12 protein-coding genes are annotated in these 19,721 nt (G+C 35.9%); 1 reads left to right on the top strand and 11 read right to left on the bottom strand.

What is annotated here, in order from left to right:
• Positions 1 to 153 precede the first annotated feature (153 nt).
• The 10 genes from HM990_RS06595 to tilS form a co-directional block, all read right to left on the bottom strand.
• Entirely contained in the window at positions 154 to 3,711 is a 3,558-nt protein-coding gene (locus HM990_RS06595; RefSeq protein ID WP_178988169.1) for a T9SS type A sorting domain-containing protein, read from the bottom strand.
• A 142-nt stretch (positions 3,712 to 3,853) separates the two neighbouring features.
• Positions 3,854 to 5,194, bottom strand: coding sequence for an NAD-dependent dihydropyrimidine dehydrogenase subunit PreA (gene preA, locus HM990_RS06590; protein ID WP_178988168.1), 1,341 nt, complete (start codon positions 5,192 to 5,194; stop codon positions 3,854 to 3,856).
• A 191-nt stretch (positions 5,195 to 5,385) separates the two neighbouring features.
• Positions 5,386 to 6,708, bottom strand: coding sequence for an FAD-dependent oxidoreductase (locus tag HM990_RS06585; protein WP_178988167.1), 1,323 nt, complete (start codon positions 6,706 to 6,708; stop codon positions 5,386 to 5,388).
• 123 nt (positions 6,709 to 6,831) lie between these two features.
• On the bottom strand, positions 6,832 to 7,698 hold the full coding sequence (locus HM990_RS06580) for a nitrilase-related carbon-nitrogen hydrolase (protein WP_178988166.1): 867 nt from the start codon (positions 7,696 to 7,698) through the stop codon (positions 6,832 to 6,834).
• A 128-nt stretch (positions 7,699 to 7,826) separates the two neighbouring features.
• Positions 7,827 to 9,212: a dihydropyrimidinase gene (gene hydA, locus HM990_RS06575; protein ID WP_178988165.1), complete on the bottom strand. Its 1,386-nt coding sequence runs from the start codon at positions 9,210 to 9,212 to the stop codon at positions 7,827 to 7,829.
• 128 nt (positions 9,213 to 9,340) lie between these two features.
• Positions 9,341 to 11,020, bottom strand: a complete 1,680-nt coding sequence (locus HM990_RS06570) for an NCS1 family nucleobase:cation symporter-1 (protein WP_178988164.1) — start codon at positions 11,018 to 11,020, stop codon at positions 9,341 to 9,343.
• 94 nt (positions 11,021 to 11,114) lie between these two features.
• Positions 11,115 to 12,449 carry an aminotransferase class III-fold pyridoxal phosphate-dependent enzyme gene (locus HM990_RS06565; RefSeq protein ID WP_178988163.1) on the bottom strand — a complete coding sequence of 445 codons (1,335 nt, stop codon included), beginning with the start codon at positions 12,447 to 12,449 and terminating at the stop codon, positions 11,115 to 11,117.
• 55 nt (positions 12,450 to 12,504) lie between these two features.
• On the bottom strand, positions 12,505 to 13,971 hold the full coding sequence (locus HM990_RS06560; protein ID WP_178988162.1) for a CoA-acylating methylmalonate-semialdehyde dehydrogenase: 1,467 nt from the start codon (positions 13,969 to 13,971) through the stop codon (positions 12,505 to 12,507).
• Between the two features lie 289 nt (positions 13,972 to 14,260).
• Positions 14,261 to 15,880 (bottom strand): adenine deaminase, encoded by a 1,620-nt coding sequence (gene ade / locus HM990_RS06555; RefSeq protein ID WP_178988161.1) that lies wholly within the window; start codon positions 15,878 to 15,880, stop codon positions 14,261 to 14,263.
• 166 nt (positions 15,881 to 16,046) lie between these two features.
• Positions 16,047 to 17,375 (bottom strand): tRNA lysidine(34) synthetase TilS, encoded by a 1,329-nt coding sequence (tilS, locus tag HM990_RS06550; protein WP_178988160.1) that lies wholly within the window; start codon positions 17,373 to 17,375, stop codon positions 16,047 to 16,049.
• Positions 17,376 to 17,529: 154 nt separating this feature from the next.
• On the opposite strand from tilS, the gene HM990_RS06545 reads away from it, so the two are divergent.
• A complete protein-coding gene (locus tag HM990_RS06545) occupies positions 17,530 to 18,219 on the top strand; it encodes a hypothetical protein (protein WP_178988159.1) in 690 nt (229 codons plus the stop codon).
• Between the two features lie 99 nt (positions 18,220 to 18,318).
• On the opposite strand, the gene HM990_RS06540 is transcribed toward HM990_RS06545, so the two are convergent.
• Positions 18,319 to 19,650 (bottom strand): anthranilate synthase component I family protein, encoded by a 1,332-nt coding sequence (locus HM990_RS06540; protein WP_178988158.1) that lies wholly within the window; start codon positions 19,648 to 19,650, stop codon positions 18,319 to 18,321.
• Positions 19,651 to 19,721: the final 71 nt, after the last annotated feature.

The raw sequence follows: 19,721 nt of genomic DNA, 5'->3' as shown, positions 1-19,721 counted from the left end.
CAAGTTAAGCTGTCGCCATCTTTTTTACTCTTAGTTCTGCCGAAGTTTTACAAATTGAATTTGTAAGTGGGATTAATGCTGTAAGAAGAATTTTCATTATCATAAAAATTTAATGATTTAAATATAGGTATTGTGTATCAAAATATTTAAAATTTACTTCTTAATAAACTTTAAAGTTTGAATGCTTTCTCCCGATTTAACTTCCAAAAAATATAAGCCTTTAACCAAACCTGAAACATTCAATGTAATTATATCGCTATGTTCTGATATCGTTCTTAAGCGTCTTCCATTAACATCATATATACTTATCGAATCTATGACACTTTTCGAATTAATTGTTAACGCTGAATTTACCGGATTCGGGTAAAGCTTAACTAGATCCGTTTCGAAATCAGTAATTGATAATGTACTTACAATTTCTGTTGTCGCCGTATTTGTTATAATTGGTGGATTAAAATCAAAATAAATAGCAGCTGTATTAGAAAAAATATCTCCAACAACAACGTCTGACTTTGGCTTTATTTTATACGTTATAAATCCATGGGAATTAGGCTCGTCATTAGTGCTATCCGGTAAATTTATATTATCGAATATAAAGTCGATTTTATTACCATCTGTAATTTCTACACGTCCAGGATGGCTTAAACTTTGAAGCTGTATGGATGACCAATCTAATTTGTTATCTAAAATATTATTGACGCTAACATTAATAGCACTTGCCGTTCCTGTATTTTGAAAACGAATAATATAATGCAAATAATTATCGATCTCGTCAACAGTAATTTCTTCACCTTCCAGCACTATTATATCATTAGGATCATAAGCACCGATAACAGTTAGATTCAGAGTATTAGTATTATCCTCTGGCGTTAGATCGTTTCCATTAGAAGTAATTGTGGCAGTCCCAATTAACTCGTCATCAATGTTGGTTGTTGGGATAGTAAATACATTGAATTCTAAATCTATCACTCTCGTTTCAAAAGGAACTATGTTATCATAGTTAAATGATACTGTATTAGAATTCATCGAAGTCACAGTCTCAGTAGCACTTAAAAAACTAATTTTTGAATCATCAAATTCAAAAGTAATAGTACCACTCAATATGGTGGATCCGTTATTTTTATAAACTAATCGATAAGTTGTATCAAAACCTGGTCTAGGCTCATTTATCGTCGGATATACGATAATACTAACATCGTCTACAGATTGATTGGCTTCAACACAAAAATCTGCTTCGCTATTTGAATTGCTTAGCCCAGTTAAATCATACGTATGACTAGCCGGATTACTAATATAATAATTAGGTAATGTTGATGTTAGTGATGTAACATAACTTTCTTGATTGGCTTGCAACACGAAACTACCATCAGCTTGTGTGAATGTTGAGAATGAATTTGTGCCATTATCTGCAACGACTAATAGGTTTTCTAAAGAAGCATCAGACATATCACAACCATTGGCATCGGCATCCAAACGTACAACGCCAGAAATCGTATTGGTAAATGCGCCTAAATTTTTAAACCAAGCTACCTGATCGTCATCATATGAAGAGGTAATTAAATCAATTTTACCGTCATTATTTAGATCAGCTGATGTAATATGGCTAATGTCACCTATAAAACTTGTGATTTCAACAGGCTCTCCAAAATTAGCATCGCCATCATTTGGAAACCATATAAATTTTTGACCTTCGTTGGAATTTGTAATCATATCCATATCACCATCATCATCAATATCTAAACTATAAATGGATCTTGGACTTTGCGGAATTTCACTTGTGATAACTTTAGGTCCGAATGTTCCTAAACCATCCGTATTTAAAAAATAACCAACTTCATCAGCATTGCGATTACTAAACAATACATCATTATCATTGTCTCCATCAATATCCGCAACAAATAAGGCGCTTGATGAAGACAACTCTTCAATTATGATATGTTTTCCACTAAGATCACCAGAACCGTCGTTTTCGTGCCAAATCACTTCGTCACTGATATAAGATGCCAAAACATCGATATCATTGTCACCATCGACATCCGCAACCTGTAGGCCTGATAAGTAAGAAAATCCAGTCTCAGAAAAAATGATAGGTATTTCAAAAGTGCCATCTCCATTATTGTTATAAAGCTTTAAAACACTGTTGTCTTCACCACTAATTACATCCATATCGCCATCATCATCAACATCCGCATAATTGATTCTAAGAATACTGTTAGAAGTCGTTTCAAAAATGTGCTCTTGAATAAATGTTCCAGTCCCATCATTCTCGTACCAAATTAATTGATAGTCTCCTGTAGTCTCTTCCAAACGCGATGATACTAATACATCCTTGTCATTATCGCCATCCATATCGACTGCGAAAACATCTCTTGCACCATCGGTAGTATTCGAGATAATATTCTGACCATTGGAAAAGTCACCTAAACCATTGGTGTTTTCATACCAAGCTATTTTATCATCCGCGTGCGATGAGGACACCAAATCTAAATCTCCATCGCCATCTATATCACTATAATCTACATGATTCACAAAGATAACGGTTGATGAAATAAGATTTTTAGTACCAAAATTGCCTAGCCCATCAATATTACTATACCAAGAATACTCACTAAGATTAAAATCTGTAACGATAATATCTAATGTGTTATCGTTATTTAAATCACCAAGTGTTAAATCTGAAATCGACGGATTATCATTTGCTACAGTTGTGCCTTCATCATAAACAAGATTTCCCATGTTTTTATAAAGTACCATACCATTTAATCGCGAATCGAAAACAACCACATCCATTGACCCATTACCATCAATATCCGCAACCTCCAAACCACGATAATCTGTACTTGAGGATCCAGAAATCGTAGGCATTGCTATTAAAGTTTGGCTGTTGGCGAATGTGCCAAGACCATCTGTATTTTCGAACCAATACACACTTCGAGCTGAACCATTTTGATAGAGTACGATTATATCATTATCGCCATCTGCATCCATATCGGCAGCCTTATAATCTTGATATAGTGCAAAAGTGCTCATCGTCTCTATTAAACTAATAGAACCATCTGCATTGATTTTGAATGCCGTTAAATTATAACCATTATCTCTAACTATATCAACTAGGTTATCTCCATCCACATCTACTGCAATAAAACCATCATTATCACCAAACCTGGTGTCATTAGTAAAATTGGCTACACCATCATTTTCTAACCAAGATATATTACCGAGACTGCTGTAAATAATATCTAAATCACCATCATTATTCATATCAATGACCTGTAGGTTTAATCTAAAAAGTGCAGAATCCATATTAGCGATACTTATAGGTTCTGATAGATTACCAAGTCCATCTAAATTCTCGCTATACATGACATCTGTAGATGAATTTCCTGATCTTGCTAAAAACACAATATCTAAATCGCCATCAGCATCAAAATCTCCTGTTCTTACAAAGTTAGTATCTGTAAATTCGTCTAATAATGATACTTCTAATTCAAAATTACCTTGCCCATCTATACTTCGTCTCCAAATAATCTCACTATTTGAAGCTACCAATATATCCTGAAAACCATCGTTATCTATATCGGCTAAATGTATGGATTGTGGTCTTAAACTTCCGTAGGAGTCATCAATAACAACGTTTTGCTCAAATGCTACTTGTGCGTTAGTACCAAGAAAAAAGGCACACGTAAAAAGGAAGAATAGTTTTATTTTCATGTTTGATTAATTTTTCAGCGAAAATAGGAGTTTTAACCTTTTAGCTGTGTTAATGTTTCAATATTAACAATACTTAAGATGAACTATATAATCTATAATTACGAATTTTTAAAATTATAATATCACACCTTAAAAAGACTGGTTAGTTTCGTTTTCTATGCTTCAGAGCATCTTCAGGCGTTGGTACATAGTGTCCTTTCCCACCTGCTCTATCATCATTAAAAGTTACAGGGATATCGTCGTTATCAGTACGTTCGCTCCAGGTTATACGTTCTGAACCATCATCTCGTTTTACCATGGTAATACAATCCTCGACAGGACAAACCAAAGAACATAAATTACAACCTACGCAATTCTCTTCTATAATACTCGGAATTCTAATTGTTGGATCACTTGACAGAGCAATGGCTTGATGTGCGCCATCATCACAGGAAATATAACACAATTCACAACCTATACATTTATCTGCATTGATTTCCGCAACCACTTTATGCTTAAGGTTTAAATGTTTCCATTCAGTGACATTTGGTAGTGCCTTTCCAGCAAAATCATAAATTGTCTTATAATTTTTCTCTTCCATAAACTGACGTAATCCAGCGTCCATTTCACGTACAATTCCGAAACCATAATGCATCACAGCGGTACATACTTGAACCGAAGTGGCTCCAAGCAAAATAAACTCCACAACATCACGCCAAGTTTCAATGCCGCCAATTCCAGACAACGGCACTTTTCCAATTTCAGGATGCTGAGCTAAGTCCTTAAGCATGTGCATTGCAATCGGTTTTACTGCTGGGCCACAATAACCGCCGTTCGTTCCCTTACCATCCACAATAGGATATGGCGCATAAGAATCTAAATCAATCCCAACGATACTTTTAATGGTATTTATTAATGAAATCGAATCCGTTCCACCTTGAACTGCGGCTAAACCAGGATCTGTAATATGCGAAATATTAGGCGATAGCTTAGTAATCACAGGAATATTGGCCGCTTCTTTTACCCAGCCCACAATCGTCTTCAAAACTTCAGGTTCTTGTCCAACAGCTGAACCCATGCCACGTTCGCACATGCCATGTGGACATCCAAAATTAAGTTCAATGCCATCGGCTCCTGCATTCTGAACATCTTTTATAATCTGCTCCCATTCCGCTCTGCTTTCCACCATTAATGATGCAATTACAGCATGGTTTGGAAAATATTTCTTCACCTCTTCAATTTCACGAAGATTATCAGCCAACGGTCGATCTGTAATAAGTTCAATATTATTGAAACCCATCATTCTCGTATTCCTATAATTCACAGATCCATAACGACTAGACACATTAACCACGGGAACACCGAGGGTTTTCCAAACAGCGCCTCCCCAACCTGCATCAAAAGCTTTCATTATTTGATATCCTGAATTTGTTGGTGGTGCTGAGGCTAACCAAAATGGGTTTGGTGCTTTTATACCTCCGAAATTTATTGATAAGTCGATCATTTGATTTATGATTTACGATTATTGATTTACGATTTATTAGAATGCTAGTATAGTTATTTGAACGCAGATGACGCTGATGACGTAGATTTTTGCTGATTTTTTATAAACTATTTAAAAATCATTTTTTATTATATAGAGCTGGGTCATCAGCGTTCTAATTTATTTTACTGCCAACTGCAATTGAATACTGCTTACTTATTAAGCCAATTATGAATTCCTCGCGCTGCCATTTTACCATCATACGCCGCATTAACGACTTCTGCTCCTCCATTGACGGCATCGCCTCCAGCAAAATACTTTGGATTGGACGTTTGAAAGTCTTCGTTGATTTTAATTCTTATTTTACTATCGATATCTAAGTCATCTATCATTTCAAATAAATGTCCTTGCTTCGCTTGTCCTGTTGCTTTTATGACCATATCACAGCGCACAATGAAGGTGTTATTCATATTGGTTTTCAACGTTCCATCGACCATTTCGGTTTTAGGGAACTTGACCCCTTCAACTTTTCCATTTCCAGTTATGGCGATTGGTGTGACATTAAACAAACTATCTACTCCTGCGCTTATGGCTAAATCGTATTCAAAAGGGTAAGCTCCCATTTTGTCCTTTGAATTTCTATAGGCTAAAACCGTTTTACGAGCTCCCATTCTAGCCGCTTCAGAAGCCGCATCCATGGCAGTATTTCCGCCACCAAGCACCACGACCTTAGCCGGAACTTTTATTTGGTGGTGTTTCATTCTCAATTCCTCAATAAACTCAACAGCACCAACAACCCCTTTTTTATCTTCGCCATCTAAACCTAAATATCGCGATGCGCCTAACCCAACTCCAACAAAAATGGCATCATAAGATTTTTCGAGACCAGCTAATTCTTTTTTTGAATTGATAGCATTATTATATTTAATATTAAATCCGAGTTGTTTTTGAAGATAGTCAACTTCTTTTAAAACCTCCTCATTAGTAATTTTATAAGGAGCAATGCCGTAAACGGTTAATCCTGAAGGTTTGGCTTTAGCTTCATAAATATTAACCTCATATCCTAAGGTTCGGGCTTCGCATGCACAAGCAATTCCTGCGGGACCTGCTCCAATGATTGCTATCTTTTTACCGTTAGGCTCACCAACTTTAAAAATGACTTTTTCTGCATCGATTGTTTTATTTGTGGCATAATTTTGAAGTCGTCCTATTTGAATTGGTGGTACATCTTGATGATTGTAAACACAAGCGCCTTCACACAATACACCAGTTGGACAAACTACACCACAAGCATTTCCCAACCAATTGGCATCGAAAATAGTTTTGGAAGCTCCAGTTATATTATCCGTATGAATTTGTTTGATAAACAAAGGAATATCAATACTTGTTGGACAGGCCTGAATACATGGCGCATCATAACAGAACAGGCATCGTGAAGCTTCATAATAGGCTTCAGTATCATTCATTAATGGCTTTTTCTGTTTGAAATTCTTTTTGAATTCTGCCTCGGAATTTGGTCTTTTATATTCTGCCATGTTATTTAATTCAAAGTTTAATGTAATTGAACGCTGATTAAGCAGATCTTTTATGGTTAAATATGATATTTATCTCTTTTTATCCGCGAAAATCTGCGTCATCTGCGTCATCTGCGTTCTATTTTATAAATCCGTCAATCGTGAATAAGTTTCTGGTCGTCTGTCTCTATAAAATTGCCAAGTAGAGCGTACTTCTTCAATTAAATCTAAATCAAATTCAGCAACCAATAACTCATCATCATCACGAGAGGCTTCAGAAAAGATTTGTCCACGAGGATCTACAAAATATGACTGTCCGTAGAACTTTCCTAAATTCCATGGCTTCTCTTCTCCAACGCGATTGATACAACCCATAAAGTAACCATTGGCTGCGGCATGCGCTGGTTGCTCCAATTTCCATAGATATTCACTTAATCCAGCGACCGTTGCAGAAGGATTATAAACAATCTCAGCGCCATTTAAGCCCAATACTCTTGCACCATCTGGAAAATGCCTATCGTAACAAATGTATACACCAATTTTGGCATACTTTGTTTGAAATACTGGATAACCCAAATTTCCAGGTTTAAAGAAGAATTTTTCCCAAAAACCTGTGGTATGAGGAATATGATTTTTTCTATATTTCCCTAAATAGGTGCCGTCGGCATCAATTACGGCAGCCGTATTGTACAACACGCCAGGCGATTCTTTTTCATAAATTGGTACTATGATGACCATATTATGTTTTTTGGCAAGTACTTGCATTTTTTCAGTCGTTGGACCTGGAACTGACTCCGCAGAAGCATACCATTTTTTATCTTGTCCAGGACAGAAGTATGGCGTATTGAAAATTTCTTGTAAGCATAAGATTTGAACCCCTTGTTTTCCTGCTTCTTCAATATAAGGCATATGCTTGTCGTACATCGCATCCATAATTTCTTGAATGGTTCCTTCGCCTTCCGTCATTGGAAGACTCATTTGTATTAATCCTGATTTTACTTTTCTTGGCATAATTGTTTGGTTTTATAATTCTCGCAAAGGCGCAGAGACACAAAGTTGCTCGTGAAATTAAGTGTTATGTGCTTCTTCTAATCTTTATATTCAATTGAGTCTTTTTTCTTGATTCTTTATTCTTTTTTCTATATCACTGTTTTAGAGGTTGTCCCTCTTTTAATAAACTGGCCATGTCCTGCTGTTAATTTACATTCTTCATTTTCAATAGCGACTTTACCTCTTAGAATTACAGTTTCCGTTTTCCCTGTTACTTCCATGCCTTCATAACCCGAATAATCACAATTCATATGATGGGTTTCAACGGAAATGGTGTGTTGTTTATTTGGGTCGAATATCACGATATCTGCATCACTTCCAATGGCAATAGTTCCTTTTCTAGGATACATTCCGAATATTTTCGCGGCGTTCGTTGAACTCACTTCCACATATTTTGTCAGCGATATTTTTCCCTTGTTTACACCTTCAGAAAATAATAGCTCCATGCGATGCTCAATAGCAGGATGACCATTCGGGATTTTTGAAAAATCATCTATTCCCATCTTTTTTTGTTCCCACATAAACGGACAGTGATCCGTACCAACCACTTGAATTAAGCCTTGATTAATGCCAGACCATAAGGCAACTTGATCTTTCTTTTCTCGTAATGGCGGACTCATTACCCATTTGGCACCTTCAAAGTTATTTTCATAAAGCGAAGCATCCAAGACTAAATACTGCGTACACGTTTCTACGAAGACTTTCTGATTCCGTTGTGTTGCTTTTCTAACCGCGTTTAATGCGCCTTCACAAGTCATGTGAACGATATAACCAGGACAATCTGTATAGTTTAGCATATCAGCAAAACGCGCTGAGGCTTCGGCCTCTGTGACTTCGGGTTGTGATAAGTAATGATACAAAGGTGTAGTGTTTCCTAAAGCCCTATTTTTTGCTATTAAGGAATCAATCATATCGCCGTTAGTGGCATGCACAGTTACTAAACCGCCATACTTTTTTACCACTTTCATCAATTGAACCATTTGTCCGTCATCGATCATCAAAGCGCCTTTGTAAGCCATAAATGTTTTATAAGACGAAATCCCTTCGTCTTCAATCATCTGAACCACTTCTTTGGCGACATCATCATTAAAATCAGTTACAGCCATGTGATAGGAATAATCTCCTATGGCTTTGCCTTGTGATTTTTGTTGCCAAGTTTTTAAGGCATTGTGAAGGGTATCGCCTTGAGTTTGCAGAATAAAATCAATAACCATGGTTGTGCCTCCATGAAGTGCTGCTCGTGTTCCTGTTTCATAATCGTCACTAGAATAGGTGCCCATAAATGGCATATCTAAATGCACATGTGGATCGATACCTCCTGGAAATACTAATTTATCTGTAGCATCAATTATTTTATCTGCTTGATAATTTAAGTCTTTTCCAATAGCGACTATTTTTTCGCCTTCAGTATAGATATCTGCGATATAGCTTTCTGAGGCTGTGACTACTTGGCCGTTTTTTATTAGTATGGACATTACTCTATGTTTATTAGAACGCTGATGACGCGGATCTTTATGATTAATTATGATTTTTTAGTTCTCTTATCTTTTTTTTATCTGCGAAAATCTGCATCATCCGCGTCATCTGCGTTCTATTTGTTTTTTTACTGAGCTTTCCGCGTTCCATTATTTTTCATCAATAAATAATACAATACGAACGACATAAAGAATCCTGTAAACCAAGATAAGGAATACAAGAAACTCAATACAGGAATCCAAAATCCAATTAAGGCTGTAAAAACACCAACAAATAAGGCAATCATCGCCACTTTATTAAAACCGGTTCTGTTATAGGAATAAATGCCTTTCTCTTTATAAAGTTCGGCCAATTCCAGCTTCTTTTTTCTGACTAAGAAATAATCTGCGATTAAAATTCCGAGAACCGGACCTAACAAACCACTTACAAAAATTAAAAATCCTGAAATTTCATTCAGCAACCACCAAGGCATAATTAAAATCCCTATAATTCCTGTAATTGTACCGCCTTTCTTAAAACTGATTTTCTTAGGCCATAAGTTTGAAAACGCATTTGAAGGTGCAATAACATTCGCAGCAATATTGGTACTTAATGTCGCAATAATCATAAAGACCTGAGCGACGATAACCACAACTGGATTTTTGAACTTTGCAATTAGCGATACAGGATCCCAAGGCGCATCATCTGCAATTAAAATATCTTTAAAGTTAATAATTGCCGCACAGGTTACAAAAATTCCAACGAAAGAATATAGCATCATCGTTGCTGGTAAACCTATAAATTGTCCTGCAATTTGATCTTTTTGTGTGGCGGCATACCTTGTAATATCCGCAATACTAATGGACATTGTTGCCCAGAAACCAACCATAGCGGTTAACCACAATAAATAACGCCATAGTTTACTACCGGAATTTCCATCAGTATTTATGACATTAGCAGTTACTATACTCGATACCATATCGTTATTCTTGAATTGCACTTCTACACTCTTAGTATTTTCAATATGAATGGGTTCAGATGTAAAAGAACGCCATGAGGTACTCTCATCGGAAACAATATTATATTCTGAGGCTTTTAGTTGCCCTTCTTTACTTTTTAAAACATTCAAATTGAGATAAAATTTATCATCCTCTTCCGTAATTGTTGCTGCCGTCTTTTCAAGCTGAACACTTTGGTCTAACACAATTGAAAACCCTTCAGCTTTTGCATAACTCCAATAAATGAGCACTATTCCCATAATCACAAGAATTGGTGCTGAATACGTTTCTAGCCATTTGATGCTTTCCGTGCCTTTCCAAATGAAATACATATTGATGAACCAGAAAATCCCGAAGCTCACAAACTTCCCAATCGAAAGTCCAAGTTCTCCTGTTGAACCCGTAATGGCATTGAAAATGGCATAGATGGCTAAACCTCCAATCCACGTTTGAACACCAAACCAACCACATGCAATTATCCCTCTTGTAACCGAAGCTAAATGCACACCTTTTGTTCCAAATGCTGCACGACCAATAACAGGAAATGGAATGCCATATTTCACTCCAGCATGCCCATTGAGTACCATTGGAATTGTAATAATTAAATTAGCCAAACCAATTATGATCAGTGCCTCATACCAGTTCAAACCTGTTTTAATCATATAAGATGCTAAAAGATAGGTTGGAATACAAACCGCCATTCCGACCCAAATAGCTGCCAAATGCCATTTGCCCCAAGTTCTCTGACTTGATGGTACTGGTGCTAAGTCTTCGCTATAAAGTGAAGAATTGGAAACGTCTTCTTTGAGTTCTATGATGTCTTTGCTCAAATTAGTTACTAGTTTTATGTGCCTTTAATCTTATTAATTTCAATTATAATATGAGATTCCTCGTCGTTCGTCCCTCACTCTGTCGGAATGACAGCTAATTGCAGTATTCATCAGCTATTGTAATCGCTTCTGAAATTATTTTTAAACCTTCATCTACTTCTTCTTTTGTTACATTTAGTGGTGGCGCAATAAAAATCCAATTCCATCTTACGAATGTGAACATTCCCAGTTCCCTTATTTTAGCTGCCATTCTATTTGTGGCTTCCATGTCATGAGCTTTCGCATTCCATGGTGTTGTCGGTTCTTTTGTTTCCCTGTTTTTTACTAATTCAATACAGCCTAATAATCCTGTATTTCTGAAATCGCCAATGGATGGATGTTTATCTTTTAGTTTTTCAACTTCAGCCTCAATATAGGTTCCCATTTCTGCAGCACGTGCCACTAGATTTTCTTCTTCAATAATTTTAATATTTTCCAATGCTGCTGCGCATAAGGTTGGATGTGCTGAATACGTCAACCCAATAACCAAAGGATTATCATTAAAATGATCCGCAATTTTATCAGTAACCACAACGCCTCCAAGCGGCAAATAACCAGAAGTCAAGCCTTTTGCCAAGCACATAATATCTGGTGTAACATCGTGATTATCTATACCAAACATTTTTCCTGTACGTCCAAAACCACTCATTACTTCGTCATCTATCATCATGATGCCGTATTTATCGCAAAGTTTCCTAACGTGTTTTAAATACATTGGTGGATATTTTATACATCCTGAGGAACCTGATTCGCCTTCAAACAAAATAGCAGCTACACTATCTGGATTTTCAAATTGAATGACACGCTCTAAATGTGCCAAAGCTTGATCTCCGCATTCTTTAATCGAGTTGGAATTCCAAGGACAACGATACGCATAAGGGTTTTCAACATGAACCACATTAGGCATGGCTTGACTATCTACTGGAAACCGTCTTGGATCTCCACCTGCAGTCATCGCTCCATATGTTCCGCCATGATATGCTCTATAATGGGTAATGATTTTATGGCGACCTGTGTACATTCGTGCTAACTTTATGGCATTTTCTATGGCTTCTGCTCCGCCGAGTGTAAAGAATGTTTTTGTAAGATTACCAGGTGTGATTTCGGCTATTTTTTTACCAAGTTTACCTCGAACATCAGTAGCCATTCCTGGATACACATAACTCACTTCTTGCATTTGTTTTGCAACTGCTTCTGTTATACGTTGGTTGCCGTGACCGATATTTACATTCATCAATTGAGATGAAAAATCCAGGTACTTTTTTCCATCTCTGTCATAAACATAAGAGCCTTTGGCGTGTGATGCGTTTATAGGATTCAGACCACCTTGTTTTGCCCAAGAGAATAAGGTGTAGTCTAAGTTATCTTTTATAATTTGTTGATTATTCATTAAACATAAATAATTGATTAGTGATATTTTAAAGCTAATTATGTAAACAAATAGATTAGCTCATCCAATTCGTCTGTGCTTCAGGATTCCACTTCGTTGTGGTCTTTTTATTTTGAGTCCAGAACTCAATAGAACTACGTCCTGTAATGTCTCCCACTCCAAATTTAGATTCGTTCCATCCACCAAAAGAAAATGGTTCACGAGGCACAGGCACTCCAATATTAACACCAATCATTCCTGCACTTGCCCGTTCCATAACTTGTTTTGCCAGTCCACCACTTTGCGTAAAAACGGCTGCCGCATTTCCGTAATTAGAACCGTTTTCAATTTTAATAGCTTCATCCAAATCTTTCGCGCGAATAATAGAAATAACCGGCCCAAAAATTTCTTCTCTAGCCACAGACATGTCTGTAGTGACATAATCTATGATTGTTGGACCGACATAATAACCACCTTCTTTTCCTGGAACTGTGGTATTTCTGCCATCAAGCAGAATTTTAGCGCCATTTTTTTCGGCTTCGTCAATATAACCCTCTATACGTTTTTTTGCTTCTGCCGTAATTACAGAACCCAGATTACCGCCAGGAACAATCGTTTTGGCTTCTTCAACCATACGATCAATAATATGCTGCACCTTATCCACACCAACCATAACAGAAGCAGCCATGCAACGCTGACCAGCACAACCAACCATTGACGCCACAACATTGGAAGCGGTCATTTCAAGGTGTGCATCAGGTAAAACTAACAGGTGATTTTTTGCGCCACCTAAAGCAACACATCGTTTTAGATTGGAGGTGGCTCTTTTATAAACAATCTTTGCCACTTTGGTTGAACCCACAAAAGACACCGCCTCAATTTTTGGATGATCACAAATGGCTTCAACCACTTCTTTTCCGCCATTAACAATATTGAAAACACCATCTGGAAGCCCAGCCTCTTTTAGTAGCTCTGCCATACGCACAGTACTAAGCGGCACAAGCTCTGAAGGTTTCATAACCATAGTATTACCTAAGACTAGTGCATTTGGCAAGGTCCAATGTGGTACCATATTTGGAAAATTGAAAGGGGTAATCGACGCCACTACACCTAATGGTTTTCGCTCAATTCTACATTCCACCCCTTTACTTACTTCTTGCACTTCATTGACCACAATTTGTGGCATTGACACTGCAAACTCACAGAGTTCCATACTTTTTTCAATTTCTGCTTTTGCTTCTCCGTAGGTTTTACCATTTTCGAGCTGCACTAAGTTTGTCAGCTCATCCATGTTTTGTTCTAATAAATTTCGATACCTAAAAAATATCTGTACGCGCTCTTTAAAAGTCATTCCAGACCATTCAGGAAATGCTTTTTCTGCGGCTTGCACTGCCGCATCGACATCTTGTGTTGTAGATAATGGAATTGAGGAAATTTTTGATCCATCTAATGGGCTGAAAACATCCATTGACTTTTGACCAGTTCTTTGAAATTTACCGTCTATAAAATTTTTTACTTCGGAAAGTGTTTCGCTTACATTCATTACCAGCTTCGGATTAATTTTATTAATATTCGAACAAAAAATAAGAATGTGCTAAAATTATGGTCAAAAACCTGACACTTTCTAACTACACTCTTCTCAAATATATGAAATTAATACGAAAAATGGATTTTTATTGAAGAATGGAACGCGGACGACACATATTGTTATGATTAAATATGTTTTTTTGCTTTTTTATTGGAACGCAGGTGACACTGATCCTTTAAGATTACATATGATTTCTTTTTTTATCTGCGAAAATCGGCGTCATCTGCGCTATCTGCGTTCCATTTTACACCTCTAAAGACGTAAACTTAAAATTCGATCCATCAAATAAGCCTTTATCACTAAGCTTTAACGAAGGAATTACCAATAATGCCATAAACGACAAACTCATATATGGTGCATGAAGTTTACTGCCTAATCGCTTTGCCATTTTATCCAATTTAGAATACTGCTTTCCAATCGTTTCTGCATTTTGGTCGCTCATAATTCCTGCAACTGGAAGGGCGACCACTTTTTCCTCTGTATCACTAATAGCGCAAATACCGCCTGCATTTTCAATCAAGAGATTGACCGCTTTACAAATTGCTTCGTCAGAAACGCCAACGGCAATAATATTATGCGAATCATGACCAACCGAGCTGGCAATCGCGCCTTCTTTTAATCCAAAGTTTTTGATGAAACCTATTCCTGGTTTTTGATTTTCATAACGATTAATAACGGCCATTTTTAAAATATCGGTTTTAGTATTTGAAACCAAATTACCATCTTCGATAGTTGCATTTTCTATGAGTTCGTTGGTGACCAATTCGCCATCCATGCATTCTATAACTCGAATTTTTTCAGCCTGAGACTCCAATCTTAAATCTGAAATTTCCTTTTTATCGGTTTTGAAATTATTTAATTTTTCAAATTCCCCATGTTTAATTTTTGAAATTCCATTATCAAAAACCAACTCGCCATTAATATAAGTTTGAAGTGTTTTAAAGTCTTTTAAATCTTCAACAATTATACAATCCGCATTATCTCCGACATTTAAAAGTCCGACATCTAAATTGTAATGTTTAACAGGGTTTACACAAGCTGCTTGCAATACTTTAAAAACATCTTTTCCTTTGGCGACAGCTCTTGTGCACAATTGATTAATATGACCGAGCAACAAATCATCCGGATGTTTATCGTCACTACAGAACATCATATTTTGATAATGTTCGTCGAGCAAACCGATTAAAGCTTCAAAATTTTTGGCGGCACTACCCTCTCTGATAATGACTTTCATGCCTTTTTGAAGTTTTTCTAAGCCTTCATCGTAAGTAAAACATTCGTGATCGGTAGAAATGCCAGCAGAAATATATTTGGTTAAATCGTCTCCACGAAGTCCAGGTGCATGCCCATCGATTGGTTTATTGTAATGTTTTGCCCATTCTAGTTTCTTAAGAACTTCCACATCATCATAAATAACGCCTGGATAATTCATCATTTCAGCTAAATACTTGATGTCTGGATTTGCCATTAAGGTTTTAATAGCATTGGAATCAATTACGGCTCCTGCAGATTCAAAACTCGTGGCTGGCACACAAGAAGGTGCTCCGAAATTGAACTTGAAAGGGGTTTGTTTCCCGTTTTCTATCATGAATTCAACACCATTTACGCCAAGGACATTGGCGATTTCGTGAGGGTCGGAAACTGTAGAAACTGTACCGTGCTTTACGGCTATTTTTGCAAACTCCGAAGGCACTAACATTGAACTTTCAATATGAATGTGTGCATCAACAAAACCTGGTAAGATGTAATGGTTTTCTTCGCAATTCTTTTCTTCAATGGATTTAATTTTACCGTTTTCTATGGTAATCTCCCCTTTGAAGATTTTGTGGTTTGGGATGTCTATGATGTTTCCTTTAAGTTTCAAATTATTTGTTGTTTTTGATCACGGATTTACACGGATTTTTTTAACTCGAATTTCACTAATTATCACTACTTCTCACTCTATACCAATACTAAATTTCTATTTCCTGTAATTACGGGTAGATTTACTGAGTACACATTATTTTTCTCAGAGAGGTTAAGTTTGTCAATTATTCAGACTTCTGTACTATTTTAATTCTTAAAATTTCCTTGGTATCTTGTGTTACTTTAAATCTATCATCAGCACGTTTACCAACCACCCAAACAACTTCATTATTAGAAATGAGCAACCATGTATTTTCTTTTTCAATCAAAGACAATTTCTCATCTTTAAGGTATTTACTGACTTTCTTTTTGCCTTTCATTCCTAGAGGTTGAAATACATCTCCTTCTTTCCAAAGTCGCAATTCTAGAGGGTATTTTAATTTTTCTCTATCGACATAAATGGAATGGTTTGACGTTTTTTTAATGGCATCGGCTTCATCAAAAAATAAAATTCCTAAAGGGGATTTAAACTCCTTAATGACTTCATCTATAAAAAAAGATTCTTCCCTTTGCTCAAAATCACATAAATCGGTTAAAATTAAATGTTCACGATGTTTTATTAAACGATGCGAGTTTGACTTTACCAACTTACCCGATTGTGCATCTAGTAAACTTACAACATCATTCCATTCTGTAAATCCGTAGTTTTTAAAACATTCATATAGATAAGCCTTTGAATTTTTGACGTTTTTAAATTCTGAAACCTTATAACTTATGCCGTACTCATCAATTTTTGCAATGGCTTTTTTCTTAAAATCATTTAGACTTTTCTCGACGATTTCTGCCGTATCATTAAGATTATCGATAGTGTTTTGAAAATTATCTAATAACTGTGGATTGATTTCTTTTAAAATTGGAACCACTTCATGACGCAATTTATTTCTCAAATATTTTCTGGAAGAATTACTAGAATCTTCGCGCCAAATGATATTTTCTTTTTTTGCAAAAGTTTCTATTTGATTTCTAGAGAATGGCAAAAGAGGTCTAACAATGTTGCCATTTATCATCGGAATTCCCGTTAAGCCATTTAAGCCTGTCCCTCTTGTAAAATTAATTAGAAAAGTTTCTAGATTATCGTCGGCGTGATGTGCTGTTAAGATATAATCGAATTTTAACTGCGTTGCTAATTCCTTAAACCAATCATACCTCAATTCGCGTGCAGCCATTTGGATGGAACGCTTGTGTTCTTTAGCATAAACTTCGGTATCAAAATTTTGAATAAAGATTTCGACATCTAATTTCTCAGCTAATTCTAGGACAAAATCTTCGTCTTTATTACTTTCTTCTTCGCGTAAATTAAAATTGCAATGTGCGAGTGAAAAATTCAACTTTAATGAATGGCATAAATGTGCAAGCACAATACTATCAATGCCTCCCGAAACGGCAATTAACAATTTTCCTTCCTTTAAAATTGAAAGCTTTTTATTGATATGATCTTTAAAGTCTTCTTCCACCTCTCAAAGGTATTGAAATAATTCAATCTCATAGAGACGTGGAGAAGCAAAGTTTTACGAAATCTAGACTTTAAATGTTGACGTTAAAATGACAATTATCATAACAACGTAATTTCTTTTTGATTAACTTTAAGGGAATTTAAAATATTAGGTTATGAGTGTACTTGAAGAATTAACATCGAAATCTGCACGAACCGCCTTTGACAAAAAGGTGCTTTCTGCACTACCGCATTTACATCCATATGTAAAACACAGAATTTATATTGCTGAAACCACAGGAATCTTGCCCAAAAACATGTTTTCCTCTAATGGAATCATCGATGAAAGTATAATTATTCTTTATGATAAAGGGTTTAATGTGGACGCTGAGTCCATGGCTGTAAAATTAGAACTGTTCAGAATTGTGGATAGTTATATGAATGTCTTGTTTAAAAACGAAGCCTATCATAAAGACACCATAAGTACCGACGATATTCTCAAAAAGGAATTATCTAAACTTAACGAAGACTATACGGTTGATGCTGATTTTGATTTTATTCTGAATACGGAACTCAATGATATTTCTTATCATCAAGACCAGATGGAACCTTTGCAATTATATGCCAATAAGGAATCTTCAATTTTAAAAGCTTTTGAAATTGATGATTTATCTGCGAAAAAATCTCCTAAGGTATTTGGTCAGCTTTATAACTGGTTGCCTTTTAATGTCTCTAATATTGTGGATTTATATATTATTGGGAAATTAGATTTTGAGTCTATTGCTAAGATTAAAAAGATTGAGCAGAAGCGGGTTGAAGCTATTTTTGAAAAGGTGAAGCGCACTTTTAGAAGACACATAGAATAAGGCTTCTTTAGCACAGGCGCTATGCGTTCTAAATAAATAGTAACAAAACCAAAGTATGTATTAATGCGTTGAGCTGAAAACTGCCACTGCGACTGAACACTAATTCCCCAAAGCCTCTCGCATGGCTTTCGCCTTTACCAAACATTCCTCATATTCTTTCAGCGGATTGCTTTTTGAGGTAATGGCACTTCCTACGGAATAGGAAACATATTTTTTTGTTTGATTGTAAAGAATACTTCTAATAATAACATTGAAATCGAAGTCGCCGTTGGGTTGAAAATAACCTATAGAACCTGAATATAAACCGCGTTTCGTTTCTTCAAGTTCTTCAATAATTTTCATGGCTGAGATTTTTGGTGCACCTGTCATGCTGCCCATTGGAAATGTAGTTTTTAAAATGTCTATGGGATTGGTTTCTAGACTAACTTCCGACTGAACTGTAGATATCATTTGATGGACTTGCAAAAAGGAATACACTTTGCACAATTCTTTTACCTCTACACTTCCCTTTTTTGCTGTATGCGCTAAATCGTTACGAACCAAATCGACTATCATAATGTTTTCGCTACGTTCTTTTGGATCATTTGCTAAATTTTCAGCTAGTTTTGAATCTTCAGTTTCATTTTCTGAACGTTTGGCAGTTCCTTTAATCGGTTGGGAAATTACCGTATTTCCATTTTTTTGAATATAGCGTTCAGGCGACGCAGACATTAAGTATTTATCCTCAAACTTTAAGAAACTGGCGAATGGTGGTTTTGAAATATTATTCAACTTCCTGAAGGTTTCCAATGGATTTATTTCACTGTCTTCTGCATAAAACTCTTGGCAAAAATTGGCTTCGTAAATATCGCCTCTATGGATGTGAGCGAGCATTTTGCTTATCTTCTCAAAGTAGTCGTCTTTGTGGATTCTAAGTTTTATTTTGATATTGTTATTCTCATCTTCATCATATGCATTTCGACTCGATTCGGCTTTGCTCAGCGAACATTGCTCAGTGTAACATTTTTCTATGGATTTTAAATCGGCATCAATCTCATCATCTACCATTTTCAGATATTGAATCTCAACATGATTATCTTTTATTAAAAATAATTTTTTGGGTTGAAAAAAATACAATTCCGGAAATTCCAATTCATCTAAATTTTCAGATTTTAATTGTTCGGTAGTGTTTTTTAAATCGTAAGTAAGAAAACCAAAAATCCAATCGTTCGTTGAGCTTTGAAATTCCTTTAAACGCTCAAAGGCATCAAAATAATCGGCACGAATTACAGTCAGTGCATCTACCGCTAAAACCGCGTCATAATTGCTGTATTGATCCTTGTGATGATTGGAATCCAACCAAACAACATCATCAAATTGCTGACTCCAAAGCAATAGATTTTGCTTAAAGTTCTCAATGTTTTTTGGCTGATGGATTTGTGTTGTTCTCAATAGAAAAATAATTGCTGCAATTTACCGAAATTAAATTGTTTCTTCTAACCTGCAAGGTTTCAAAAACCTTG

The sequence above is a fragment of the Winogradskyella schleiferi genome, from assembly GCF_013394655.1.
Taxonomy (GTDB): domain Bacteria; phylum Bacteroidota; class Bacteroidia; order Flavobacteriales; family Flavobacteriaceae; genus Winogradskyella; species Winogradskyella schleiferi.
This window is presented reverse-complemented; position numbering and strand designations above follow the sequence as displayed.